At 63.9% G+C, this 24,159-nt stretch carries 27 protein-coding genes and 1 tRNA gene; 15 read left to right on the top strand and 13 right to left on the bottom strand.

Features of this window, described 5'->3' with window-relative positions; translation table 11 throughout:
* Positions 1-78: 78 nt before the first annotated feature.
* The 5 genes from GA0071312_RS12385 (at position 79) to GA0071312_RS12365 (ending at position 5,821) form a co-directional block, all read left to right on the top strand.
* Positions 79-1,743: a histidine--tRNA ligase gene (locus GA0071312_RS12385; protein WP_074445227.1), complete on the top strand. Its 1,665-nt coding sequence runs from the start codon at positions 79-81 to the stop codon at positions 1,741-1,743.
* Between the two features lie 161 nt (positions 1,744-1,904).
* The gene (locus tag GA0071312_RS12380) at positions 1,905-2,291 is read left to right on the top strand and encodes a c-type cytochrome (protein WP_074445226.1); all 387 of its coding nucleotides are present in this window, start codon (positions 1,905-1,907) and stop codon (positions 2,289-2,291) included.
* A gap of 135 nt (positions 2,292-2,426) precedes the next feature.
* Complete coding sequence (otnK, locus tag GA0071312_RS12375; protein WP_238947202.1) at positions 2,427-3,722, top strand: 3-oxo-tetronate kinase; 1,296 nt, start codon at positions 2,427-2,429, stop codon at positions 3,720-3,722.
* Between the two features lie 4 nt (positions 3,723-3,726).
* The gene (locus GA0071312_RS12370) at positions 3,727-5,175 is read left to right on the top strand and encodes an aldehyde dehydrogenase family protein (RefSeq protein WP_074445225.1); all 1,449 of its coding nucleotides are present in this window, start codon (positions 3,727-3,729) and stop codon (positions 5,173-5,175) included.
* A 10-nt stretch (positions 5,176-5,185) separates the two neighbouring features.
* Positions 5,186-5,821, top strand: a complete 636-nt coding sequence (locus tag GA0071312_RS12365; RefSeq protein ID WP_074445224.1) for a class II aldolase/adducin family protein — start codon at positions 5,186-5,188, stop codon at positions 5,819-5,821.
* A gap of 6 nt (positions 5,822-5,827) precedes the next feature.
* On the opposite strand, the gene GA0071312_RS12360 is transcribed toward GA0071312_RS12365, so the two are convergent.
* The 6 genes from GA0071312_RS12360 to GA0071312_RS12335 form a co-directional block, all read right to left on the bottom strand.
* The gene (locus GA0071312_RS12360) at positions 5,828-6,667 is read right to left on the bottom strand and encodes a hypothetical protein (protein WP_131817799.1); all 840 of its coding nucleotides are present in this window, start codon (positions 6,665-6,667) and stop codon (positions 5,828-5,830) included.
* A 72-nt stretch (positions 6,668-6,739) separates the two neighbouring features.
* The gene (locus GA0071312_RS12355) at positions 6,740-7,570 is read right to left on the bottom strand and encodes a patatin-like phospholipase family protein (protein ID WP_074446148.1); all 831 of its coding nucleotides are present in this window, start codon (positions 7,568-7,570) and stop codon (positions 6,740-6,742) included.
* Positions 7,571-7,594: 24 nt separating this feature from the next.
* A complete protein-coding gene (locus GA0071312_RS12350) occupies positions 7,595-8,518 on the bottom strand; it encodes an alpha/beta fold hydrolase (RefSeq protein WP_074445222.1) in 924 nt (307 codons plus the stop codon).
* Positions 8,519-8,559: 41 nt separating this feature from the next.
* The gene (locus GA0071312_RS12345; RefSeq protein WP_074445221.1) at positions 8,560-9,255 is read right to left on the bottom strand and encodes a glutathione S-transferase family protein; all 696 of its coding nucleotides are present in this window, start codon (positions 9,253-9,255) and stop codon (positions 8,560-8,562) included.
* A gap of 3 nt (positions 9,256-9,258) precedes the next feature.
* On the bottom strand, positions 9,259-9,960 hold the full coding sequence (locus GA0071312_RS12340) for a glutathione binding-like protein (RefSeq protein ID WP_074445220.1): 702 nt from the start codon (positions 9,958-9,960) through the stop codon (positions 9,259-9,261).
* 162 nt (positions 9,961-10,122) lie between these two features.
* Entirely contained in the window at positions 10,123-10,671 is a 549-nt protein-coding gene (locus GA0071312_RS12335; RefSeq protein WP_238947201.1) for a DUF924 family protein, read from the bottom strand.
* Here GA0071312_RS12335 and ilvC point away from each other — a divergent pair.
* Entirely contained in the window at positions 10,640-11,938 is a 1,299-nt protein-coding gene (ilvC, locus tag GA0071312_RS12330; protein ID WP_275262129.1) for a ketol-acid reductoisomerase, read from the top strand. The genes GA0071312_RS12335 and ilvC overlap by 32 nt on opposite strands.
* A gap of 59 nt (positions 11,939-11,997) precedes the next feature.
* On the opposite strand, the gene GA0071312_RS12325 is transcribed toward ilvC, so the two are convergent.
* Positions 11,998-12,612, bottom strand: a complete 615-nt coding sequence (locus GA0071312_RS12325) for an SAM-dependent methyltransferase (RefSeq protein ID WP_074445217.1) — start codon at positions 12,610-12,612, stop codon at positions 11,998-12,000.
* A 110-nt stretch (positions 12,613-12,722) separates the two neighbouring features.
* On the opposite strand from GA0071312_RS12325, the gene GA0071312_RS12320 reads away from it, so the two are divergent.
* The 6 genes from GA0071312_RS12320 to GA0071312_RS12300 all read left to right on the top strand — a co-directional run bounded on the left by GA0071312_RS12320 (position 12,723) and on the right by GA0071312_RS12300 (position 15,321).
* Complete coding sequence (locus GA0071312_RS12320; RefSeq protein WP_074445216.1) at positions 12,723-13,010, top strand: PepSY domain-containing protein; 288 nt, start codon at positions 12,723-12,725, stop codon at positions 13,008-13,010.
* Between the two features lie 24 nt (positions 13,011-13,034).
* Entirely contained in the window at positions 13,035-13,694 is a 660-nt protein-coding gene (locus GA0071312_RS12315; protein WP_074445215.1) for a response regulator transcription factor, read from the top strand.
* Positions 13,695-14,156: 462 nt separating this feature from the next.
* Complete coding sequence (locus GA0071312_RS12310) at positions 14,157-14,321, top strand: Flp family type IVb pilin (protein WP_074445214.1); 165 nt, start codon at positions 14,157-14,159, stop codon at positions 14,319-14,321.
* A gap of 83 nt (positions 14,322-14,404) precedes the next feature.
* Positions 14,405-14,569, top strand: coding sequence for a Flp family type IVb pilin (locus GA0071312_RS19200; RefSeq protein ID WP_083204549.1), 165 nt, complete (start codon positions 14,405-14,407; stop codon positions 14,567-14,569).
* A gap of 48 nt (positions 14,570-14,617) precedes the next feature.
* Positions 14,618-14,872 (top strand): hypothetical protein, encoded by a 255-nt coding sequence (locus tag GA0071312_RS19695; RefSeq protein WP_131817798.1) that lies wholly within the window; start codon positions 14,618-14,620, stop codon positions 14,870-14,872.
* A 122-nt stretch (positions 14,873-14,994) separates the two neighbouring features.
* Positions 14,995-15,321 carry a hypothetical protein gene (locus GA0071312_RS12300; protein WP_074445213.1) on the top strand — a complete coding sequence of 109 codons (327 nt, stop codon included), beginning with the start codon at positions 14,995-14,997 and terminating at the stop codon, positions 15,319-15,321.
* Positions 15,322-15,510: 189 nt separating this feature from the next.
* Here GA0071312_RS12300 and GA0071312_RS12295 read toward each other — a convergent pair whose 3' ends face one another.
* Positions 15,511-16,149 (bottom strand): hypothetical protein, encoded by a 639-nt coding sequence (locus GA0071312_RS12295; protein ID WP_131817797.1) that lies wholly within the window; start codon positions 16,147-16,149, stop codon positions 15,511-15,513.
* Between the two features lie 106 nt (positions 16,150-16,255).
* Positions 16,256-17,230, bottom strand: a complete 975-nt coding sequence (gene miaA, locus GA0071312_RS12290) for a tRNA (adenosine(37)-N6)-dimethylallyltransferase MiaA (RefSeq protein WP_074445211.1) — start codon at positions 17,228-17,230, stop codon at positions 16,256-16,258.
* A 162-nt stretch (positions 17,231-17,392) separates the two neighbouring features.
* Between miaA and GA0071312_RS12285 the strand changes: the two genes are divergently transcribed.
* Positions 17,393-19,165, top strand: coding sequence for an ABC transporter ATP-binding protein (locus GA0071312_RS12285; RefSeq protein WP_074445210.1), 1,773 nt, complete (start codon positions 17,393-17,395; stop codon positions 19,163-19,165).
* Between the two features lie 14 nt (positions 19,166-19,179).
* Here the strand turns inward: GA0071312_RS12285 and GA0071312_RS12280 are convergent, their stop codons facing one another.
* Entirely contained in the window at positions 19,180-19,902 is a 723-nt protein-coding gene (locus GA0071312_RS12280; RefSeq protein ID WP_074445209.1) for a tyrosine-protein phosphatase, read from the bottom strand.
* Between the two features lie 219 nt (positions 19,903-20,121).
* Between GA0071312_RS12280 and GA0071312_RS12275 the strand changes: the two genes are divergently transcribed.
* Positions 20,122-20,197 (top strand) — tRNA-Lys (locus GA0071312_RS12275).
* A 196-nt stretch (positions 20,198-20,393) separates the two neighbouring features.
* Complete coding sequence (locus tag GA0071312_RS12270) at positions 20,394-20,768, top strand: hypothetical protein (RefSeq protein ID WP_074446147.1); 375 nt, start codon at positions 20,394-20,396, stop codon at positions 20,766-20,768.
* A 102-nt stretch (positions 20,769-20,870) separates the two neighbouring features.
* On the opposite strand, the gene thrS is transcribed toward GA0071312_RS12270, so the two are convergent.
* From thrS to GA0071312_RS12255, 3 genes are all read right to left on the bottom strand, one after another.
* Positions 20,871-22,883 (bottom strand): threonine--tRNA ligase, encoded by a 2,013-nt coding sequence (thrS, locus tag GA0071312_RS12265; protein ID WP_074445208.1) that lies wholly within the window; start codon positions 22,881-22,883, stop codon positions 20,871-20,873.
* An 80-nt stretch (positions 22,884-22,963) separates the two neighbouring features.
* Positions 22,964-23,293, bottom strand: a complete 330-nt coding sequence (gene yidD, locus GA0071312_RS12260) for a membrane protein insertion efficiency factor YidD (RefSeq protein WP_074446146.1) — start codon at positions 23,291-23,293, stop codon at positions 22,964-22,966.
* A 149-nt stretch (positions 23,294-23,442) separates the two neighbouring features.
* Complete coding sequence (locus tag GA0071312_RS12255; RefSeq protein ID WP_074445207.1) at positions 23,443-24,117, bottom strand: phosphoribosyltransferase; 675 nt, start codon at positions 24,115-24,117, stop codon at positions 23,443-23,445.
* Positions 24,118-24,159: the final 42 nt, after the last annotated feature.

Genomic DNA, 24,159 nt, shown 5'->3' with positions numbered 1-24,159 from the left:
GCGAAACCGCCTTGCGGCTGCCGGGTTCGCGCGCTACCACCCGCCTATCCGTCTCGCATCTTTGGGAAATCACACGCAATGTCCAATCCGGACGAGAACAAGCCCGCCGGCAAATCCAAGGCCGACAAGAAGAAATCCGACAAGCTCAAGGCGCGCCTGCCGCGCGGCCTCACCGATCGCGGTCCGCAGGATCTCGCAGCGTCGCACCGGATGCTGGAGAAGATCCGCGAGGTCTACGAGCTCTACGGTTTCGAGGCGGTCGAGACGCCGCTGATCGAATATACCGATGCGCTCGGCAAGTTCCTGCCCGATCAGGACCGCCCGAACGAGGGCGTCTTCTCCTTCCAGGATGATGACGAGCAATGGCTCTCGCTGCGCTATGACCTGACGGCGCCGCTCGCGCGCTATGTGGCGGAGAATTTCGACGCGTTGCCCAAGCCCTACCGTTCCTACCGCTCCGGCTGGGTCTTCCGTAACGAGAAGCCCGGCCCGGGCCGCTTCCGGCAATTCATGCAGTTCGATGCCGATACCGTCGGCGCGCCTTCGGTCGCAGCCGATGCAGAGATTTGCATGATGGCCGCCGATACGATGGAGGCGCTCGGCCTTTCCGGGCAATACGTCATCAAGGTCAATAACCGCAAGATTCTCGATGGGGTGATGGAGGCCGTTGGACTGAGCGGTGAGGATCAAGCGGCACGCCGACTCATTGTGCTTAGGGCGATCGATAAATTTGACCGCCTTGGAGCCCGTGGAGTGGAAGCGCTTCTTGGGGGCGGAAGAAAGGACGAAAGCGGCGACTTTACCGCAGGTGCTGAATTAGGGACTGACGCGATTGATGCATTCCTGCGCCTGCTTGATGTCGATTCTCCGACTGACGAAACTAGTGGTGACGGGTTTGGGGTTCCAAATCCCTATTACCTCCCATCAGATCAATGGGATAATTTTCCTGATGTCGTTAGCCAAGCCTTCGATTCCTTCAACTATGCCATGAAGAGAAGGGAGCGTAGCAAGAGTTTTGATCGCCTTGGTGCTGTCGCCCGTATCTTCAAGCCGATGCCAAGTCTCATACGTGGCCTTGAGGAGCTTGAGGAACTGGCAGATCTGATTGCCGCAGCGGGCTACTCCGACAAGGTCGTCATCGACCCCTCTGTCGTCCGCGGTCTCGAATATTACACCGGCCCCGTCTTCGAGGCCGAGCTCACCTTCCAGGTGACGAATGAGGACGGCGTGCCGGTGCGCTTTGGCTCCGTGGGCGGCGGCGGGCGTTATGACGGGCTCGTCGGGCGCTTTCGTTCCGAGCCGGTTCCCGCCACAGGCTTCTCAATCGGCGTCTCGCGGCTGCTCGCGGCGCTGCAACTCGTCGACAGCCCGATTCTCAAGCAGGCCGCCTTGCGCGCGCCCGTCGTGGTGATGGTGATGGAGCGCGAACGCATCGCCGATTACCAGAAATTCGTCGCGGCATTGCGTCGCGCCGGCATCCGCGCCGAGCTCTATCTCGGCTCCTCGGGCATGAAGGCGCAGATGAAATATGCCGACCGCCGCGGCGCCCCCTGCGTCATCATCCAGGGATCGGATGAACGCGAGCGTGGCGAAGTGCAGATCAAGGATCTGATCGAGGGCGCAAAGGCTGCCGCCGCGATCGAAACGAACGAGGAATGGCGCGCCGCACGCCCGGCGCAGTTCTCCGTGGCGGAGGCTGATATGGTCGAAGCGGTGCGCGATGTGCTCGCGCAGCACTCTTGATTTATATCAAAGAAACTGCACATTCTGAAAAACGTCCGAACCAAGGCAGCAGCGCGGCATTGTCCGCACGGCCTGCCATCGGATCCAGAGGAACGCTCGCGCCCCCGGCGAAACCCGTTCGAGGCAAAAAATCGAGTTAGAAAAGACAATTGGAGCAAATCATGCGCTTTCTCATCGCCGCCGCTGCACTGCCGATGATCGCCTTCGCAAGCCCCGCCGTTGCGCAGGATGCTGCCGCCGGCCAGCGGGTCTTCAACCAGTGCCGCGCCTGCCATATGGTCGGCGAAAACGCCCGCCACACGGTCGGCCCGCACCTGAACGGCCTGTTCGGGCGCGTCGCCGGTGAGATCGAGGGCTATAATTTCTCCAGAGCCTTCGATGATATCGACAAGGTGTGGGACGAAGAGAACTTCGCCGTCTACATCCGCAACCCGCGCGAAGTCACCCCCGGCACACGCATGGTCTTCGCCGGCCTGCGCAACGACCAACAGATCGCCGATCTCACGGCCTATCTGAAGCAGTTCAACGAGGACGGCACGACGGACTGATCCGTACGTGCATCCGCGCCCAGAGCGGTGCTGCCTTATTCCGGCCTGCCGTAACGTTGCGGCAGGCCTTTTTCGTGGCTAACGTCCTGCACCAGAACAGGCTGCGGTCAGGGCCGGCATTGCAGGGAGGATCTCGTGGCGCAGGATGAATCCGCAGGGCTGGCGCTCGGCGCCGTTGCCGATGATTATACGGGCGCGACGGATCTCGCGAATTCGCTCGCACGTCAGGGCCTCAAGACCATCCAGACCATCGGCATTCCGCGCGAGGGCCTCTTGCCGGATGATGTCGAGGCCGTCGTCGTCGCGCTCAAGAGCCGCTCGATCCCCGCCGCAGACGCGGTGGCCAGGTCGCGTGCGGCTCATGACTGGCTCTCCGCCAGTGGCTGCGGTCATGTACTCTTCAAGATCTGCTCGACCTTCGATTCGACCGATGCCGGCAATATCGGTCCCGTCACCGACGCCCTGCGCGTGGCAACGGGCGCGGATACGCCGATCGTCTGCCCGGCCTTTCCCGGTGCGGCGCGCACGGTCTATCTCGGCCATCTCTTCGTGGGCGACCGCCTGCTGAGCGAGAGCCCGCTGCGCCACCACCCGCTCAATCCGATGCATGACCCTGATCTCGTGCGCGTCCTCGCCCGCCAGAGCGCAGGCGATATCGGGCTCATCCCCTATGCCACTGTCGAGCAAGGCGCCAATGCCGTTGCGGAAGCCCGCGCGGCGCTCGCCCGTGAGGGCAAGGTGGCGGCGATTGCCGATGCGCTGACCGACCGCCATCTGGAAATCCTCGGCGAAGCCGCCGCGCGCACGCCCTTCTCCACCGGCGGATCCGGGCTGGGCGCGGGGATCGCTGCGGCGCTCGTGCGCCAGGGTCGCGCCGGCCAGGGCAAATCCGAGACGCTGCCCGCGATCGGTGGTCGTGGGGTGATTCTCTCGGGAAGCTGCTCGGTGGCGACGCTCGATCAGATCGACCGCGCCGAGGAAGCCGGCATCGCAACGATGCGCCTCGATCCGATGCAGATTGTCGCCGAACCCGATGCGACCTTCAAAGCGATCATCGGCTGGATCGCGCAGCAGGATGGCGAGGCGCCCGTCCTGATCGCCGCGAGCGCGCCGCCGGATGTCGTGGCGAGTGTCCAGGAGCGCTTCGGTCGTGAGGCCGCCGGCCACGCGATCGAGGGGCTGCTCGCGCGCTGCGCGAAATATTTCGTGGAAACCGGCGTGCGGCGCCTCGTCATTGCCGGCGGCGAGACCTCCGGCGCCGTGGCCGATGCGCTCGGCATCGAAGCCCTGCTAATCGGCCCGGAAATCGCCCCAGGCGTCCCGGCCACGCATGCGCTCGGCGGCATCGCGGTACCGCTCGGCCTCGTCCTGAAATCCGGCAATTTCGGCGGCCCGGATTTCTTCGCCAAAGCGCTTTCGGTCCTGGAGTAAATCCATGCACGCCCTCCCCGCCCCCCGCCTGCTGATCGCCGGGCAATGGGTCGAAGCCGCCGGCCGCGCGACGATCCCGGTCGTCGATCCGAGCGAGGGCGAGGCCTTCGCCAAGATCGCGCGTGGCGATACGGCGGATGTCGATGCCGCCGTCGCCGCCGCGCAGCGGGCGATGGAGGGCCCCTGGGGGCGCATGAGCGCCACGCAGCGCGGGCGCATCCTGCATCGGCTCTCCACCCTGATCGAACGCGAGGCCGAGCGGCTCGCCCATCTCGAGGCGCGCGATGTCGGCAAGCCGCTCTCCCAGGCGCGGGCGGATGCGGCGGCCTGTGCGCGTTATTTCGAATTCTATGGCGCCGCCGCCGACAAGGTCCATGGCGACACCATTCCCTATCAGGACGGCTTCGCCGTGATGACCTGGTACGAACCGCATGGCGTGACCGGGCATATCGTGCCGTGGAATTATCCGATGCAGATCATCGGACGCAGCGTCGGCGCGGCGCTCGCCATGGGCAATGCCTGCGTGGTGAAACCCGGTGAGGATGCCTCGCTCACCGCCCTCGTCCTCGGCGAACTCGCCACCGAGGCGGGGCTGCCCGAAGGCGTTCTCAACATCGTCACGGGCTATGGCGCGGAAGCGGGCGCGGCGCTGGCAGTGCATCCGGGCGTGGCGCATATCTCCTTCACCGGCAGTGTTACGACGGGGGCGCTGGTCCAGCAGGCCGCCGGGAGCAATGTCATTCCGGTGACGCTGGAACTCGGCGGAAAATCGCCGCAGCTCGTCTTCGCTGACGCCGATCTCGAGGCCGCCCTGCCCTTCCTCGTGCGCGCCGCGATCCAGAATGCCGGCCAGACCTGCTCCGCCGGCTCGCGCGTTCTGATCGAGCGCCCGATCTTCGACCGCGTCGCCGGGCTGATCGCCGAGCGCTTCAAGGCCCTGCGCGTCGGCGCGGCGCTGACCGATCCCGATATCGGCCCGATCATCAACGAGAAGCAGCGTGCCGGCATCCGCGCCATGGTCGAGGCCGCGCAGGCAGCCGGCGCGCCCCTGCTGGCGGAAGGCGCGATCGAACCTACCTCCCCCGGTGGCGGATACTATGTCCGCCCCGCCCTGTTCGGCCCGGTCGATCCCGATTCCGAACTCGCCCAGCGCGAGGTGTTCGGTCCGGTTCTGGCGCTCATTCCCTTCGAGGATGAGGCGGATGCGATCCGCATCGCCAACGGCACGGATTACGGCCTCGTCGCCGGCGTGTGGACGCGCGATGGCGGGCGGCAGATGCGGCTTGCGCGCAGGCTGAAGGCGGGGCAAGTCTTCGTGAACAATTACGGCGCCGGCGGCGGTGTCGAACTGCCCTTCGGCGGCGTCGGCAAATCCGGGCATGGCCGTGAGAAGGGCTTCGAGGCGCTCTACGGGTTTGCGCATCTCAAGACCGTCGCGGTCAAATACGAGTAGGGATCACGGCATGAGCGATAAGCGCGAGGCGATCGTCGCGGCGGCGAAGCGAATGGATACGGCGGGGTTTGCGCCCAACAAATCCGGCAATGTCTCCGCGCGCATGAATGACGGCATGCTGATCACGCCTTCCGGCCTGCCCTATGCGCGGATGACGCCCGATGATCTCGTCACCATGCGCCTCGACGGGACTGTGACGGGTAGCGGCAAGCCCTCCTCGGAATGGCCCTTCCACGCCGCGATCTACGAAGCGCGCGCGGATGCGCAGGCGATCGTGCACACCCACAGCCCCAAGGCGACGGCACTCGCCTGCGCGCGCAAGCCGATCCCGGCCTTCCACTACATGATCGCCTATTGCGGCGGCGCGGATGTGCGTTGTGCCGATTACGCCACGTTCGGCACGCCGGAACTCGCGCAATCCGTGGTGCGCGGGCTCGAAGATCGCAAGGCGGTTCTTCTGGCCAATCACGGCGTTGTGGCGCTCGGCGCGACCATTGAGGGCGCCTACAACATCGCGGCGGAGGTGGAAAACCTCGCCGGCGAATATCTCACCATCCTCGCCGCCGGGCTCGACCCCGTGATCCTCGACGAGGCCGAGATGGAGCGCGTCGCGGCGCGGTTTTCCGGCTACGGCAAGGTCGGGTGAGGCCGATCACATGTGCAGACGCCCGACCAGGGTCCGCAGAAGCTCGTGATAGGTCTCCTTCTTCATCAGAACCGCGTTGCTGCCGTTCGTGAGAAGATTATTAGCCTGCCACGGGCCGTTGGGGTCCCCCGTGCCGCCGAACTGGCCGATCGTACAATCGAGGACATAGACGCCCTGGTTGGTCTGGATCTCCAGGACGTAATGCGCCCCATTCGCAACTGCCTCCTGCGTGATCCGCTTGATCCCTGCCTGGCGAAGCTGGCCATAGGCATCAGCCGTGCATTCACCACACATGCCGATGAGATCCTCCGGACGCCGGGGCTGGCACTCGTTCACCACCGGGAGGCTATGCACTGCATCGATGACATCATTGAGATCCGGGACGCGGGCATTCAACTGCAAGGCATCCATCACCGCGCGCTGCAACGCAGATCCCACCTCCCCAGGGAGTTGGGCAAGGTTCCTGATCGTGTCGCCGAGATGGCCCAGGCCGATGACGCCGCGCTGCACCATGTCGGTGAGGACATTCCACACCGTATCGCGCACGATGCGTTGCTCATCTCTCGAGAGCGAGTTCCAGCTGACTCCGATGGAAGCCACGGCGGCCATCGCTACCGCCGTGACCGTCCCCGCACCGATCGCCGGCGCGGCGAGCGGGAAAGCGGCGATCTGATTGTCGGCGGGGGCGGTCAGGGCTTTCGACGGATTCGACGCGGTGTCGAAAGCCGCGGCGAACATGCCGTTCTGACCGGGGCTCTGGGGTGTGGCGATGGCTTTCGGATCCATCGCGCTTGATGAGGCAATTTGATACATAGCTGCAAACCCAAAAAGAAATGAATAATTCAAGATTACTGGATATTCATTAAATTGCAACATAAAATAATTAATATAATATATTATTATTCGAAAAAGGGGACTTTATACATCGTCGAGAATGGCTTCGATATGCCGCTTCATCGCGTCCTTGCAGGCATCGCCGGCGGCCAGCACGTCCTCGGCGCTGAAGAATTCGAGCACGAAAAAATGCGCGACCTCCGGCTTCAGCACGACCTCGGGGCGTCGGCTCGCGAGTTTTGCGCGCACGATCGCCTCCTGCATGATCTGGATCGTGCCGATGCCGAGCTCGAATCCGCTCGGCATCCGCTCCACATCCTCGGTCGGCCCCCCGGCGACATCGACGGCGATGACGTGATCGACCTTGTCGAAGAGCAGATCGAAGGGCAGCGGGTTGACGATGCCGCCATCAATCAGCGTGCGCCCCTCATATTGCACCGGCTTCACCACGCCGGGAATCGCCAGTGACGCAGCAACGGCTGGGCGCAGGGGCCCCGTCTCGAAGGTGACCCCCTCCCGTCGGAAGAAATCCGTCGTGGCGACGAGCAATGGGGTCTGAAGCTCTTCGAATGTCTCGGGGATTCCGTCGGGCCAGTAGATGTCGAGCAGCTTCTCGCCATCAAGCGTGAAGAAATTGCCCTCGCCCTTGAAGATGTCGAAAATGCTCGCCGCGCGCGCATCGACCAGCCTGGCCATGGCGCGCGCACGGTCTCTGGTCTGGCTCAGCAGATATTCCCGCAGATCCTTTCCCGGAATACCGGCGCAATAGGGTGCGCCGATGATGGCACCGATCGAGGCGCCGGCGACGATATCGGGGCGCAGGCCGAGTTCGTCAAAAACTTCCAGCAACGGGATATGCGCAAGCCCGCGCGCGCCGCCGGAGCCGAGAGCGAGACCGATCGTCGGAGTCGACATCGCATGCGCCTCCACCAGTGCCGATCAGTCGGCTTGGGTCATCAGGAAGGGTTCGAGGATGGCGAGCATGTCGCGCGGGTTCTCCTCGGCGAGGAAATGCCCGGAACGGATGCCGCCACCTTCGGCGCGCGGGGCGAAACTGTTGCGCCATACATCCAGCGCCGTGTCCGATCCCGGCTCGTCACTGCCCGAGAGATAAAATTCGCCCCAGATCACGCAGGTCCTGGCCGAAATGGTCCTGGCCGCGGCCAGATCCGCCTCGTCCTGTGCGCGATCAGTGGTGGCGCCCGCGCGGTAATCCTCGCAGAAGGCGTGGATGCGCGACGGATCGTTCGAGGCCCGGCGATAGGCCTGCAGCGCGCGGCGGTCGAAGACGTCGAGCGTGCCATCCTGCGTCCAGCCGCTCATCAGCTTCTCGAAGAAGGCGGTGGCGTCCTTGCCGATCGCCTCTTCCGGCCCGGGCTCGGGGCGCGAGAGAAATTCCCAATGCGCGCCGGGAATGGCGCCGGATTCGATACGCTCCCAGACCCGGATCGTGGGCAGGATGTCGATCAGGCCCAGATGCGTCAGCCGTCCCGGATGATCGAGCGCCAACCGATAGCCGACCCGCGCACCGCGATCGTGCCCGACCAGCGCGAAACGCGTATGGCCGAGATCCGACATCACCTTCACTGCATCGCGACCCATGGCGCGCTTGGAATAGGTCTCGCGCCCGCCATCGCCGCGCGGCGCGCTCGACCAGCCGTAACCGCGCAGATCCATGAGCACGACGTGATGGTTCTTCGCGAGTTGTCCCGCGACGCGGTGCCAGCAGACATGCGTCTGCGGGAAGCCGTGCAGAAGAAGCAGGGGCGGCCCCTCACCGCCATGGCGGACGAAGACCTGACCCTGCTCCGTGGCGAAATAGCCGGATGCGAATCCGGGGAAGAAGTCGTGATTCTCGCTCATCGCCGCTCGGTCTCCCTCTGCATCGTCGCGCCGCGCGCGTCTCAGGCGGCGACCCGCTTTGCCTTGCGCGCATAACCATAATACAGATCGAGCATGCGCTCGCGCCAGGCATGCACCGGATCATCCGGCTCCAGCAGTTCGAAATGGCTGATGCAGCGCGCCCACATGAAGCCGCCGAAAGCCGCGTAATCCGCGTAACCGGGCGCTTCACCGGCGAGATAGGGGTACTCGGCCAGCGTCATCCGCATCGGGCGCAACGCCTTGCGGAAAGTGTCGACGCGCTCCTCGCGCCCGGCGACGATGTCCTCCAGCTTGCGTCCGAAACGCTTCTCGCGACTCTCGCGGAAATAGGCCTGCGATTGCGGATCGAGGCAGCGCCAGATGTCGTGAACGAGCAGCGTGATCATGCCCGGCAGCATGACCCCGTCGCACCAATGGGCGATGAACCGCGCCATCGCCTCGCCCTGCGCGCCCCCGAACAATGCGGGCGCGTCCGGATAAGCGCGCTCGAGATAAAGGGCGATCTGCCAGGAATCGGAGACGACCGTGTCTCCATCGACCAGCACAGGCACCTTGTCCTGGCCGGAAAAGGCGAGCGCCTCCTTCTCGGTGAAGCGCCAGGGCCTGCTCTTGGCGTCGATACCCTTGTGCAGGAGCGCCATGCGCGCGCGCCAGCTATAGGGGCTGAAGCGGATTTCGGGGTCGGCCCCGACGAGTTCGAAGAGCTGCCGTGTCATGTTTCAGCCCTTCACCACGGAGGCCGTCTGGCCGAACATGATCTTCTTGGCCTCTTCCGACATCGGTGCCTGATCCGGATTGACCTCCTTCGCCTTCTCGTAGGCGCGGACCGTGCCCGGGCGGGCGCGGATTTCCTCGAACCAGCGCTTGAGATGGGGGAAGTCGTCGAGATTCTGGCCCTGGCGCTCATGCGGCACCACCCAGGGATAGGCCGCCATGTCGGCGATGGAATAGTCGCCGGCGAGGAAGGCCCGGTCGGCGAGGCGCTTGTTCATGACACCGTAGAGCCGGTTTGTCTCGTTGACGTAGCGATCCACGGCATAGGGGATCTTCTCGGGCGCATACTGGCTGAAATGGTGGTTCTGCCCGGCCATCGGCCCGAGCCCGCCCATCTGCCAGAACAGCCATTGCAGCACCTCGGCGCGCCCGCGTGGATCCTGCGGGATGAAGGCTTTGTCCTTGTCGGCGAGATAGAGCAGCATCGCGCCCGATTCGAAGACGGAAATCGGATCGCCGCCGCCCTCGGGCGCATGGTCGACCATGGCGGGGATGCGGTTGTTCGGGGCGATCTTCAGGAAATCAGGCTCGAACTGCTCGCCCTTGCCGATATTGACCGGGATGATGCGGTATTGCGCACCCGTTTCCTCAAGGTACATGGTCACCTTGTGGCCGTTCGGCGTGGTCCAGTAATACAGATCGATCATGTCGTGCTCCCTGAAGCTTCATATCTCGCGTGTCGGCGATGCCCGACGCGTGCCGTTCGTCATCGCATATAAGCGCATCCGCCGCCGAAACATCCCGTGTGTTCGCACGTGTCCTTTGCAATGGCGCAATGCGAAAGGATTCGACGGGCGGGGCGCGGCGCATCAGCCGCGGAATTCATTCTCCTTCAGGAAGGCCTCTTCCTCCAGCGTGTTTGTGCGTCCCAGAATCGCGTTACGATGGGGGAAGCGTCCGAAGCGGGCGATGATGTCGCGATGGTGGCGAGCCCATTTCAGCCCTTCCTCGTCGCCCAATTCCTCGTTGAGCGCCACCGAGCGCTCCTGCGCGGCGCGGTCCTCGGCATGGGTGAAGGGCAGGATGAAGAAGCGGCTCATCGGCGGCTTGAACACCTGATGATACTTCTCTTCGACCGCATCCTCGGCAATGGCGAGCGCCATTGAATCTGTCGCATAGGTGCGCTTGTCGCCACGAAACATGTTGCGGGGGAACTGGTCGAGCAGGATCAGGAGCGCGAGCGTGCCGTGTGCCGTCTCTGCCCAGCCTGCGAGTTCGCCTGCGGCGGCGGCCTCGTAGGTCGCGAGAAAACGCTCGCGGATCTGCGCATCGAAGGCTTCGTCCTTCGTGAACCACTTTTCGGGCCCCGCCCCCTCCCAGAAGGCGATGATCTCCTCTCGACCGGCCAATGCGTTCACGTCAACCCCCCACATCCCGCTACATCATGCCCGCCAGCATGACACGGCCCACGCGCCACCGGAACCGTCCGGGCGCATCACACAGGCCGAAATCGTCATCACGTCACTTGCGTCCGATAAAATCGTCGTTACAAGCATCGCTCACGTGTCGAACGTTGCGCCGTTTTCACGGCGTGGGCAACAATTGAACAGCACGGGCGCAATCCGGGGCGCTAGCCGCGCCTCTCGAACAAGGGAAGAGAAGACCATGCGGGTCTATTACGATCGCGACGCCGATATCAATCTGATCAAGGGCAAGAAGGTCGCCATCATCGGCTATGGCAGCCAGGGCCATGCCCATGCACTCAATCTGAAGGATTCCGGCGTCGGCGAAGTCGTCGTCGCCCTGCGTGAAGGCTCCGCCTCCGCGAAGAAGGCGGAAGGCGCCGGCCTCAAGGTCATGAGCGTCCCCGAGGCGGCCAAATGGGCCGACGTGATGATGATGCTCACGCCGGACGAGCTTCAGGCCGATATCTACAACGATCACCTGCATGCCAACATGAAGCAGGGCGCGGCCCTCCTCTTCGCGCACGGCCTCAACGTGCATTTCAACCTGATCGAGCCGCGCGCCGACCTCGACGTGCTGATGGTCGCCCCCAAGGGCCCCGGCCATACCGTGCGCTCGGAATACCAGCGCGGCGGCGGCGTACCCTGCCTCGTGGCGATCGCACAGGATTCCTCGGGCAATGCCCATGATCTCGGCCTCTCCTACGCCTCCGCGATCGGTGGCGGCCGCGCCGGCGTCATCGAGACCACCTTCAAGGAAGAGTGCGAGACGGATCTGTTCGGCGAGCAGGTCGTGCTCTGCGGCGGTCTGGTCGAGCTGATCCGCGCGGGTTTCGAGACGCTGGTCGAAGCGGGTTATGCGCCGGAAATGGCCTATTTCGAGTGCCTGCACGAGGTGAAGCTGATCGTGGACCTGATCTACGAGGGCGGCATCGCCAACATGAACTACTCGATCTCCAACACGGCTGAATACGGCGAATACGTCACCGGCCCGCGCATCATCACGCCGGAGACGAAGGCCGAGATGAAGCGCGTTCTGGAGGATATCCAGTCCGGCAAGTTCACGCGTGACTGGATGCTTGAGAACAAGGTCGCCCAGACCTCCTTCAAGGCCACCCGCGCCCGCAACGCCGCCCACCAGATCGAGGATGTCGGCGAGCGCCTGCGCGAGATGATGCCCTGGATCAAGGAAAAGGCGCTGGTCGACAAGGCCAGGAACTGAGTTGATCGGTTGTTACGACGAGGAAAAGGCCCGCCCGCAAGGCGGGCCTTCTTCGTGACTCAACTGTCCCGCCGGTAATGCACCGCCTGAAAACGCTGCTCGGCGCCCGAGGGTGTCACGTGTGTGAAGCGTTCATCGCTCACGCGGGAAAATTGCGGCCCGAAGAACGCGTCGAAATCATCGAGACCGTAGCGGCGCACCGGCAGGCCGCTGCATTTCTCCGGCCCGTCCGGGGCGAAGGCGGCCGCTATCACGCTGCCGCCGGGCGCAAGCCCCGCCATCAATGCAGCATGATAGGCTGCCCGATCCGTTTCCCCGGTCAGGAAATGCAGCACCGCGCGGTCGTGCCAGAGCGCATAGCGTCGCGCCGGTGCGAAAGTTGTGATATCGCTGACGATCCCGGTGAGCCGTGCATCAGCGTCATTGCGCGCGATCAGACGATCGATCGCCGCGCGGGAGATGTCGAGCACGCTGACATCCGCATAGCCTTCCGTCAGCAGCGCATCCGCGAGCCGCGACAGCCCGCCGCCGATATCGATGACCGGATCTCCCTTGGCCACGCCCGTCTGCGCGATCATCGCGAGCGAGCGCGCCGGTGATTCCTCGAACCAGGACACGGCATCTTCTGCCCTGGTCGTGTAGACGTCGTTCCAGTGCGTGCTGCTTCCGGGCATTTCCTCGCCTCCATTCGTTTCAACTCCAGAGATGGGAAGCGCGCTGCCGTGATTCCAGCCGGCGCGATTATTCATTGCCCATTCAGGCAAGCTTGGGCAATTTGGCTCTCATGCGCCAGATCCTGATCACCCTCGCCTTCCTCGCCGCCTTCGCCGGCAGCCCCGCCCTCGCCTCCTGCCTGTCGCAGGGGGAGATGCGCGAGGCCGTCGCTGCGGGCCAGGCGATCCCCGCCGTTAACGCGACACGCGCCGCGCAGGGCGCGTATCCGGGAGCGGAAGTCACCCGCGTCGACCTGTGCAGCGCCGGCGGCGGGCTGGTTTATCGCATCACGCTGTTGCAGCGTGACGGAAGGGTGATACAGATTGACGTCGATGCGCGCTCCGGCGCCCTGCGCTGACGGCGGAAGCGGGAGATCTCTCACGTGCGGATACTGGTGGTCGAGGACGATGCCACGCTCAACCGGCAGATCGTCACCATGCTCGAAGATGCAGGCTATGCCGTCGACAAGGCTTTCGACGGCGAGGAAGGCCAGTTCCTCGGCGAGACCGAACCTTATGACGCGGTGATCCTCGATCTCGGCCTCCCCAGGATCGACGGCGTCAGCGTGCTCAATGCCTGGCGCCGTGCGGAGAGGGTCATGCCCGTCATCATCCTCACCGCGCGCGACCGCTGGAGCGACAAGGTGCAGGGCTTTGATGCCGGCGCCGATGACTATGTCACCAAGCCTTTCCACGTGGAAGAGCTGCTCGCGCGGGTGCGCGCGCTCCTGCGCCGCGCCGCCGGCCACGCCACTTCCGAGATTGCTTGCGGCCCCGTCGCCCTCGATACACGCGCCGGGCGTGTGCTCGTCAACGACATGCCGGTCAAGCTGACCTCGCATGAATACCGGCTGCTCGCCTATCTGATGCACCACAAGGGCCGCGTCGTCTCGCGTACCGAACTCACCGAGCATATGTACGATCAGGATTTCGACCGCGATTCCAATACGATCGAGGTCTTCGTCGGCCGCCTGCGCAAGAAGCTCGGGGTCGACGTGATCCAGACAGTGCGCGGGCTGGGCTACGTGCTCGAGGCCGGGTGACAGGGCGCAGAGCTGCCACGAGCCCCGCCGATCCGCCTCTATCCCACCCGCCCACCGCATGCGCGAATCTGCGTAACATGCGACCGCACCAGGTCGGCCAAGGATGACGCTGCGGCGGAGCTGTATTGATCCGGTTTTGTATCAAATTGGAATCATCCCCAGAAATCCTGTCATACAAGGGGGCACGCGAAACAGAAATGTTTCAATATAAATCATGTAATTGTCCCAAATTAGAAGAATAAATCTCGATGTTACAGGCTATAATATAGTTTTTGAAAATTTAATTCAGAATATTATTGTGATTTTTTGAAGTTATATATCAGACTCACGTTTTGAATAAGATTTTTCGTAAGAAATTGCTGGCTTTCTGGACGTGTCGAAGGCAGCAAGTCTTCTGCTCTGGAACAAGGCTTACGTAAAGTCCTTGATCCAGAAAATGAAATAGATCTACGGAGAATCAACATGTCCAAGCTCATCAATCGTTTCGTCAACGACGAATCCGGCTCCACCGCAATCGAATACGGTCTGATTGCATCGCTTGTTGCGGTCGCGATCATTGCTGCCGTTGGTGCCGTTGGGGATAATCTCAGCACCACCTTCGAAGAAGTAGCAGATTCCTTGAACTGATCACAGATTTTCTGGTCCGGCGCTGCGGCGAATGCGCAGACCCTTCGTCGCGCGCCGGCGTGAAATCTGCAAGGAGATCTGCCATGTCACTGTTATGGAGGCGTTTTTGCGAGGATGACAGCGGCGCAACGGCAATTGAGTATGCCCTGCTCGCAGCAATGATTGCAGTCCCTCTCATCCTCTCCCTGATGTGGCTCCGCAACCGCGTTGAAGGCGTGTTTCTCCAACTCGCAATGCTGTTGCGTTGACCAGGTCCGGTCTGCGCGAAACAACGCGCAGACCCCTCCATGACATGCGTGTCGCGTGAATTCGGCATCGAAATGACGGGTCGAGGTGTAAAGTTGAGAAACATCTTCTTACGCAGCTTCTTGGCAATGGAGCGTCAGGAAATACCGGAATGGCTGAGCTGGACGCTGACGCTGATTCTGATACCGGCCTTCCTGATTTTTCTCGCAACAATCTACGTTATCACTGCTGTTTTTCTGCGCTATCTTGCCGGATTCAGCCCGGAAGACATCTTGTCGATGGTTGTATTTCGGCCAAGCGCCTGAAGCAACGTAGCCGCGACGCCGGTCACCGCGATTCCGCCCCCCCTGCAGGGCGATCTGCGGCGCAGCCGCAGCCTGTGCATGCCATGACGAAACGGAACGCAAATCGATCAGGAGGCTGACCAATGTTCAAGGTCTTGTTCAAGTTCTGGCTGGGCACCGCGATCCTCTACCTGATCGGGCATGTCGTTCTGACCAGCCATTTGCGAACCGCTGCGGTAGACGCTTTCGCCGCGTCGAACTATCGCTTCGTCGAGGTCAAGCGCGTGTCACTGCCGCTCGATGCGCTGGTTCGCATGCGCGTCGAGGGCCATGCGACGGTCATCATTGACCGTCGTGAAGTCGAAATCGGTGTGCGGCTCGACGGAAACCCGCTGCTTTCACCCACCGTCGAAGTACGGATGGGGATGTCGAATTTCATGCATATCCGCTTTCGAATCGGGCGCGTATGAACCGCGATCGGGGTTCGCGCGCCTGATGCGCTTCATGCCGAGCCGCCTGCCCTTCGCCCACCGGCAGATACGGCCCGACGCTGGTGAACTCGGCCTCTTTCGAGCCGACACGACCTGCCGGCATCGATGAAAAAGGCAACCCGGAGCCGAGCAGGCCCCGGATCCGTTCGCTTTCGGCTTGTGGCACGATCACTCGACCCGGCTGAATATTTCACCGTCGAGGAAAGCGCATGACGGGTCGGCTGCGGTGACACGCAGACCGCCGGCTTCATTCGAGAACATGCAATTCGCATCCTGATCGGCCGGCGTTTCAGGCATCGGCGCTGCGGCCAGAACATTGCCTTCGAGGCGGTCCGTCCCCGCGAGTTCCTCACCTTCGCCGGTCATCTCGATGACATAGGAGCCGTCCGGCGCGATCTCCATGGTCGCCAATCCGGATTCATAGATCCCGGGCTCGATGCTCACACCCGCCTGATCGGGAATGCTGCCGGTCTCATCTGCGTCCGGTTCACCGGATTCCTCCTCGGCGAGCAGGCGCTCGTCGGGATCGGCCTCCGGCTCTATCGGCGGCGATTCGGTAGCAGCGATACCGGCGTCATCCTCTTCCCCGGGCATGACCGGCGAACCCATTCCGCCACCGGCAGGCTCTTCCGCGACACTATCCGGCGGCGTGCCCGGCTCCGGCACGGGCGCAGGATCAGCATCATCCTCCATGAAGGCGGTATCGCCCTCGACGAGTTCGCCCTCCTGCTGCGCGGTCTGGTCTTCGCCACAGGCGGCAAGCAGCAGCGCGAAAGCGGATACGGATGCAATGGCAAGCGGTTTCATCGTGATCACTCCGTGGTGATGATGGATCGGACTTGCAGCACAAACGCGTCCCGCCCCGCTGCGTTCGAGCCTGGCCGTAAAAATCCATGGATTGCGAGGAATATTCTCAACGCTGTCGTGGCGCCTTCGCAGCCTCGAGCGCAATGAAACCATGCGGGTCCGCCTGCGCCTGCGCCATCGCCGCTTCGGGATCGCACCAGGACCAACCGGGCAGCACATTGCGAAACCAGGTGAACTGGCGCTTGGCATAGGCACGCGTATCCGCCTTGCCGCGCGCAACCGCATCCGCGAGTGACATTTCACCGCGCAGGTGAGCGATCAGCGCCGGTACGCCGTGGGCGCGCATCACCGGCAGGGCCGGATCGAGATCGCGCGCGGCCAGCCGGGCGACTTCGTCGAGGGCACCGGCTTGCATCATCGCATCGAAACGCGAATCGATGCGTGTGCGCAAGACAGCACGCTCCGGCGCCAGAAACAGACGCGCCACCGGCTCGCCCGTCAGCGGGCCCGGTTCGCGGGCATCGCGAAATCTGACGATGGAGCGCCCCGTCGCTTCCAGGACTTCCAGCGCCCGCATGATGCGCTGGCGGTCATTGGGCTGGATCCCCGCTGCGGCCCCGGGGTCACGCTCTGCAAGAACCGCATGCAGATCCGGCGTCGGCCTGTCGGCGAATTCCGCGCGCAATCCTGCACGCACGCCATCCGGCACCGGTGGAATCGCCGAGAGCCCTGCAATCAGCGCCTTGAAGTAAAGCCCCGTACCGCCGACGAAAATAGGCACCCGGCCTTCGGCGCGGGTCTCGGCCAGGATCCCTGTCGCATCGGCGAGCCAGCGCCCGACGGAATGGTTCACGTCCCCGTCCACGCTGCCGTACAGCCGATGCGGTGCCAGCGCCTCCTCATCCGGCGACGGGCGCGCAGTCAGGATCCGCAGATCGGCATAAACCTGCATCGAATCGGTGTTGATCACCACGCCGTCCAGCTTCCGTGCGAGGGTGAGCGCCAATGCCGACTTTCCGGAAGCGGTGGGGCCGGCGATGAGGATCGGCGCGACCGGGTTAATGGCTGGAGCAGGTTTCATCGCCTCTGATTAGCCGGTCGTGCGCCATCCCGGAAGTCGTGAAACTCGCAATTCGCTTCACTTCGGTCGTGGCGGAGGTGTCATCCGCGCAAGCCCATGCTAAAGCCGCTTCGCATTCGTCACGAAAGACCAGACTGCAACGCAGACCGCGAGAGAGACCGCATGGCGCGCAAGGCTTTCACCCTCGACAGCGATACCGTGGCTCTGCTCAAGCGCCTTTGGCGTGAGCGTGTGGCGCATCACAGGCGCAGCCTCGTGCTGATCATGATCCTGATCGTCATCGGCGGCGCTGCCACCAGTCTTTATCCGCTCTTGATTCGCGAGGCTTTCGACGCGCTCGACATGCGCAATATGCAGATTCTCTACTGGGGCCCGCTGGTCGTCATCCTGGTGACCTCGATCAAGGGCTTTGCGCTCTACGGGCAGGTCGTCCTGACCAATGTCGTCGTCTGCCGCGTCGAGGCGGACATGCAGAGCGCGCTCTATGCGCATCTGATCGATCTCGACCTTGCACAGCTCCAGAAGGACAGCCCGGCCACACTGACCCAGCGCTTCACCACCGATTTCACCTTCATCAAGGAAGCGCTGACGCGCCTCGTCACGGTCTTCCTGCGCGAAGCGGTGACCGTGATCGCGCTCGTCGGCGCCATGTTCTGGATCGACTGGCTGATGACCCTGGTGGTGATCCTCGTCGCACCCTTCGTCGCGCCTCCCATCGCCCGGATCGGCAAGAAGCTGCGCCGCGTCTCCACCGCCACGCAGGAGGAGATCGGTTCAATGGCCGGGATGGTCTCCGAGAGTCTCGGTGGTGTGAAGGTCGCCAAGACCTATGCCATGGAGCCCTATCTCAAGGGCCGCGCGCGCGACGCGTTCGAGCAGGTTCGCGCGCTCAAGGTCCAGGCGGCGCGGGCGCGGGCCCGGCTCGATCCGATCCTTGAGATCAGCGCCGGCTTCGCAGTGGCCGGTGTGCTCGCCCTGATCGGCTGGCAGATCGGGCGCGGCGAGACCACGATCGGCGATTTCACCGGCTTCGTCACCGCTTTGCTCCTCGCCGCGCAGCCCGTGCGCGCGCTGGGCAATCTCAACGCCACGGTCCAGGAAGCCATCGCCGCACTGGTTCGCTATTACGACGTGATCGGACGCAAACCGCAGATCGCCGAGAAACCCGCCGCCCCCGCACTCGCCATCAGCGATGGCACGGTCCGTTTCGAGAATGCGGGTTTCAGCTATGGTGATCAGGCGGAGAGCGTCGTACCGGCCCTCACCGGGATCGATCTCATTGTCGCCGGCGGCTCGACCACGGCGCTGGTGGGGCGGTCCGGCTCGGGCAAATCCACGCTGCTGTCACTGATCCCGCGCCTCTACGACGTGACGCAGGGCCGCGTTCTGATCGATGGTCAGGACGTGCGCGATGTTTCGCTCGCCAGCCTGCGCGGGGCGATCTCCGTCGTCAGCCAGGAGGTAATGCTGTTCGACGACACCGTACGCGCCAATATCGGTTTCGGACGCCCCGGGGCCGGCGAGGAGGCGATTATCGCCGCTGCCCGCAACGCCGCGGCGCATGACTTCATCTCGGCCCTGCCGGAGGGCTACGACACCCGGGTCGGCCCTGCGGGCAGTCGGCTCTCAGGCGGTGAGCGTCAGCGCGTCTCCCTCGCCCGCGCCTTCCTCAAGGATGCGCCGATCCTGCTTCTGGACGAGGCCACCTCCGCCCTCGATGCCGAGAGCGAGAAGCTCGTCCAGGAAGCGCTGGCGCGGTTGATGCAGGGGCGCACCACGCTCGTCATCGCGCACCGCCTCTCCACCGTGCGCAATGCGGATCTGATCGTGGTTCTGGAGGGCGGGGTTATCGTCCAGCGCGGCAACCACGAGGCGCTCATCGCGGAAGGGGGCGCCTATTCCAGGCTGCATGCACTACAAAACAGCGGCGCCTGAGCGGGCGCGCAGCCTCACTCGCGGCGCATGATCTTGTCGACGAGGATTTCGGAGAGCAGGCCTGCCCTGAAATCCTGCTCCAGCGCCTGCGGATCGTAATGCCCGCTCAGCCATGTCGCGAAAGACAGACCCCGCGCCTCGCCCTCGTCGCGATAGCGTGCGAAGAACGCATCAAGGATCCCGGTGCGCGCGTGGCGGAAATGGCCGTAGCGCCACGAGAGCTGTTTCAGCGCTTCGTCGGCGGACACCTTTTCGACGAGCAGCATGTAGAGCGCCGAGACGAATCCGGCCCGGTCGGCACCGGACTTGCAATGGATCAGAACCGGCTTTTCCAGCCGCGCGAAGAACGCCTCCGCCGCCAGCATTTCCGCGCGATCCGGCGCCCCGCGCGAGCGCACCACGAATTCCTCGAGCTTCAGCCCGAGCCGCGCGCAGGTTTCCTGCTCAAGCTGCCACGAGCCGTGCTCGCGCCCGCCGCGCAGATAGACCACCGTGCGCCCGCCCATCGCGGCGAAGCGCGCGAGCTGATGCGGCACGGGCTGCGCCGAGCGGAAAAATCCCGGAGCGACCTCGTGGAGATTCAGGTAGATCAGGCGAAAGATGCCGTGATCGGCAAACAGCATGTTGATCCAGGCGCGCAGCCGTTCGCCACGGGAGGTGATCGGGCGATTCCAGCGTGCGATCCGCGCGAGACGGCGGGCATTGCGGGTTTCCGGAGCGCGAAAACGATTGAGCACGGAGCAGCCTGGTCGCGGTGGCGGATGAACGGTCAAGCGAAAGTGCATAGCAGCGCCGCCGCCCTCCCGCAATCGCAACCTGCCGCATTTCCCCCGACGCCTCGCGCGCGGCGACATCCTCGCCCGACCGGCTGCGACGCCCATTCACAGCGTTCACGCACCAGACCCACCCTTTTCCGGTTGACCCCACCGCCGCAAGGCCTTAAATCCTCGCCCATCGAGCGCGTAGCTCAGTTGGTAGAGCAACTGACTTTTAATCAGTGGGTCCAGGGTTCGAATCCCTGCGCGCTCACCACTGAATTTTCAGATCCATCAGGATGTTGTGTCTTTATTCCGGGATCTTATCCGGTTTCTTGCGGCACGCTTCAAGCTTCCCCAGCCCGGAAATCCCGTTTCCCCATCACAGCCTTGCCACCTCCCCCATCCGCTCCATTTCAAGCACAGCGGTTAGGTCACGTCGCCCCGCCGAAAACCATGTGCCTGAGATGATCATGCAACGCCCCGCCTCAGCCCTGCTCGCCCTGCTTGCCTTCATCGGCGTGAGCATCGCCAGCCCCGCGCTTGCCGATTTTGCGCCCGTGCAGCGTGAGGCCGATTTTCGTGCGCTGGTCGCGGGGCATGATCTGACGCGATTCGGGATCCGGCTTCAGGTGACGCCGGAGGGGCGGATTACCGGGCGGGGGTTCGGCATGAAGGTGAGCGGCACATGGGAATGGCGCGACGGGTATTTCTGCCGCACGCTGGAATTCGGGACGTCGAACGAGCCGCTGAACTGCCAGCGCGTCCTGCGGCGCGGCGACACCCTGCGCTTCATCGCGGACCGGGGCGAAGGCGATACGGCTGATTTCAGCTTGCGTGACCGTTGAGCCGGTCGCGGCGGGCCAGCCCCTGCGCAACAAGCGTCAGGCAAAACGGATAGAGCCGGCATGGCGGTCGGCGCCGCCACGCCGGTCACGCGCGGCCCCGCCTCAGGCGATGCCGTGCGGGTGCTGCCCGTCGAGGACGACATCGCTCGTCTCCAGGCTCTCGCTCGGGTGACTATGGGCGCGATCGACATCCGGCGGCACGGCCTCGGCGGTGAGCGTGGCGAGCGCCTCGGCGAGCGACATCGCCGTCTGGTCCCGGCTGCCGAGGCGGCGGATATTCACCGCCTTCTCCGCAGCCTCGCGCTTGCCGACGACGAGGATCACCGGCACCTTGGCGTGAGAGTGCTCGCGCACCTTGTAATTGATCTTCTCGTTGCGGATATCCTTCTCGACCCGCAGACCCGCCCGGCGGGCGGCGCGCATCACCTCCTCGGCATAATCGTCGGCTTCCGAAGTGATGGTGCACACGACCACCTGCGCCGGCGCGAGCCAGAGCGGGAAATGGCCGGCGAAATGCTCGATCAGGATCCCGGTAAAGCGCTCCATCGAGCCACAGATGGCGCGGTGGATCATCACCGGCGTCTTCTTCTGGCCGTCGGCATCGACATAGAACGCACCGAAGCGCTCGGGCAGGTTGAAATCGACCTGCGTCGTGCCGCATTGCCAGTCGCGCCCGATCGCATCGCGCAGGACATATTCGAATTTCGGACCGTAGAAGGCGCCCTCACCCGGATTGATCTCCGTCCTGATGCGCCCGCCCGATTGCGCCTCGATCTGCTTCAGCACGTCTTCCATGACGGCCTCGGCGTGATCCCACATGGCATCGGTGCCGACGCGCTTCTCAGGCCGGGTGGAGAGCTTCACCACGATCTGGTCGAAGCCGAAATCGGCATAGGTGGTAAGGATCAGATCGTTGATCTTGAGGCATTCCGCCGCCATCTGGTCCTCCGTGCAGAAGACATGCGCATCATCCTGCGTGAAGGCGCGCACGCGCATCAGCCCGTGCAGCGCGCCGGATGGCTCGTAGCGCGAAACGGCGCCGAATTCCGCCATGCGCAGCGGCAGATCGCGATAACTCTTCAAGCCATGCTTGAAGATCTGCACATGGCCGGGGCAGTTCATCGGCTTGATCGCGAAGACGCGCTCATCCTCGGTCTTGGTGATGAACATGTTTTCGCGATACCAGCCCCAGTGCCCGGAGGTCTCCCACAGGGCGCGGTCGAGAATCTGGGGGGCGTTGACCTCCTCGTAATCCTCGGCGAGGCGCCGGCGCATGTAGTTGGTGAGCTGCTGGAACAGCGTCCAGCCCTTGGCGTGCCAGAAGACGACGCCGGGCCCCTCCTCCTGGAAATGGAAGAGATCCATCTCGCGCCCCAGCTTGCGATGGTCGCGCTTCTCCGCTTCCTCGAGCTGGTGGAGATAGTTCTGCAGATCGGCATCATTGGCCCAGGCGGTGCCGTAGATGCGCGTCAGCATGGGATTGCTGGAATCGCCGCGCCAATAGGCGCCCGCCACCTTCATCAGCTTGAAGGCGTTGCCGATCTTGCCCGTCGAGGTCATATGCGGGCCGCGGCACAGGTCGAACCACTCGCCCTGGCGATAGATCTTGAGGGACTGGTCGGGCGGAATCGCATCGACGAGCTCGACCTTGTAGGCCTCGCCCTTCTCTTCGAAGACGCGCCGCGCCTCGTCACGCGACCATTCCTCCTTGGTGAAGGGCTGGTCGCGCGCGATGATCTCGCGCATCTTCTTCTCGATCGCGGCGAAATCCTCGGGCGTGAACGGCTCGTCGCGGGCGAAATCGTAATAGAAGCCGTTCTCGATCACCGGCCCGATCGTGACCTGCGTTCCCGGATAGAGCTCCTGCACGGCCTCGGCCAGCACGTGGGCGCAATCATGGCGGATGAGATCAAGCGCGCGCGGATCCTCGCGGTTGAGGAATTCGATGCGCGCATCGCGCGTGATCGGATCGGAAAGATCGACGACCGTGCCGTCGAGCGCCATGGCGACCGTCTTCTTGGCCAGTGATTTGGCGATGCCTTCGACGATCTCGCGACCGGTCGTGCCCGCCGGGAATTCACGGCGCGCGCCATCGGGGAATGTCAGGTTTATCATGATTGAAACGCTCCTGGCTCACTCCTGCAAACGCAGCAGGTAAGCATTGGGGGATGACCTTTCCGGAATAGAGCGCGCCGTCAGCCGTCATCCGTGGACTGCGTGCACCTGGCCTCGCGCGGCGCGTTCGTGGAGCGCCACAGGCCATAGCGCCACGGCATATACCAGTGCGCTTGCGCGGGCAATGCGTCGAGAACATTGTCGATGCCGTGCGTTCCGCCAGGGCCGCAGCGGCAGATCCGCGCGAGCCCCATCCAGCTCCCGGCCCAGAGCCCGTATTTGCCGATTGCCTCGTGGGTATATTCCGAGCAGCTCGGCAGATGCCGGCATTGCCGCCCCATCAGGCCGGAAAGCGAATAGCGATAGACCGTGATCAGCCCCCGCGCCGTGTTCGCAGGCGCGCGTGCCATCGCGCCGGCGCTGCGGTCGAACAGCCTGTCGAGCGCGGCGCCGTTGTGAGGGCCTCGGGGGCCATCATGGGGGCCTGGGGGATCGCGGTCGGATTTGCTCATATGCCTGATCTGGCGTGCGCGGGCGCGGAATGCAAGCGGGTGGCAGATCAGCCCCGGCATGGTGCGCCGGCGAGAGCCATGATCACCTCATCATCCTCCACCTGGTGGAAATCATCGTAGAAGAATCCCACCGCCTGGAACAGGCGGGGCGCGAGCGGGCAGATCACGTGATCGACCGCGTCGCGCAGGCGCGCCAGAATCTCCGGCGGCGCCACCGGCACGGCGACGGTGATGTCGCGCGGATCCTGCCGCTGCACGGCGGCAATCGCCGCGAACAGGCTCGTCCCCGTGGCCACGCCGTCATCGACGATGATCACCGAACGTCCCGCGACGGGAAGGCGCGTGCGCCCGGCGCGGTAATCATTGCGCTGGCGTGCGATTTCCGCGATCGCGCGCAGGCGCCCCTCCTCCAGCCAGCCATCGGGGAGGCGCAGTCCTTCGACGATGTCGGGATTGGTCACGACCGCATCCTCCGCGCCCTCGACGACAGCCGCGATGGCGAATTCCGGCTGGCCCGGAGCGCCGATCTTGCGCACGAAGAGCAGATCGAGCGGTGCATCGAGCGCCTGCGCGACGGGAAAAGCCACGGGCACCCCGCCGCGCGGCAAGGCAAGGACGATCGGATCATGCAGCGGCTTGCGCGCGGTATGGTCCGTCAGCGCCCGCGCCAGAACCTGCCCGGCATGGGCGCGGTCATGATAGCGCTCCGGAGCCTTCATCATCGTATCTCCCGTCACCAATCCACAGCGTTACGCTTTCACAGG

This window comes from Saliniramus fredricksonii (assembly GCF_900094735.1).
GTDB lineage: Bacteria > Pseudomonadota > Alphaproteobacteria > Rhizobiales > Beijerinckiaceae > Saliniramus > Saliniramus fredricksonii.
The sequence above is the reverse complement of the archived record's forward strand: the minus strand, read 5'-3'. Positions and strand labels throughout refer to the sequence as shown.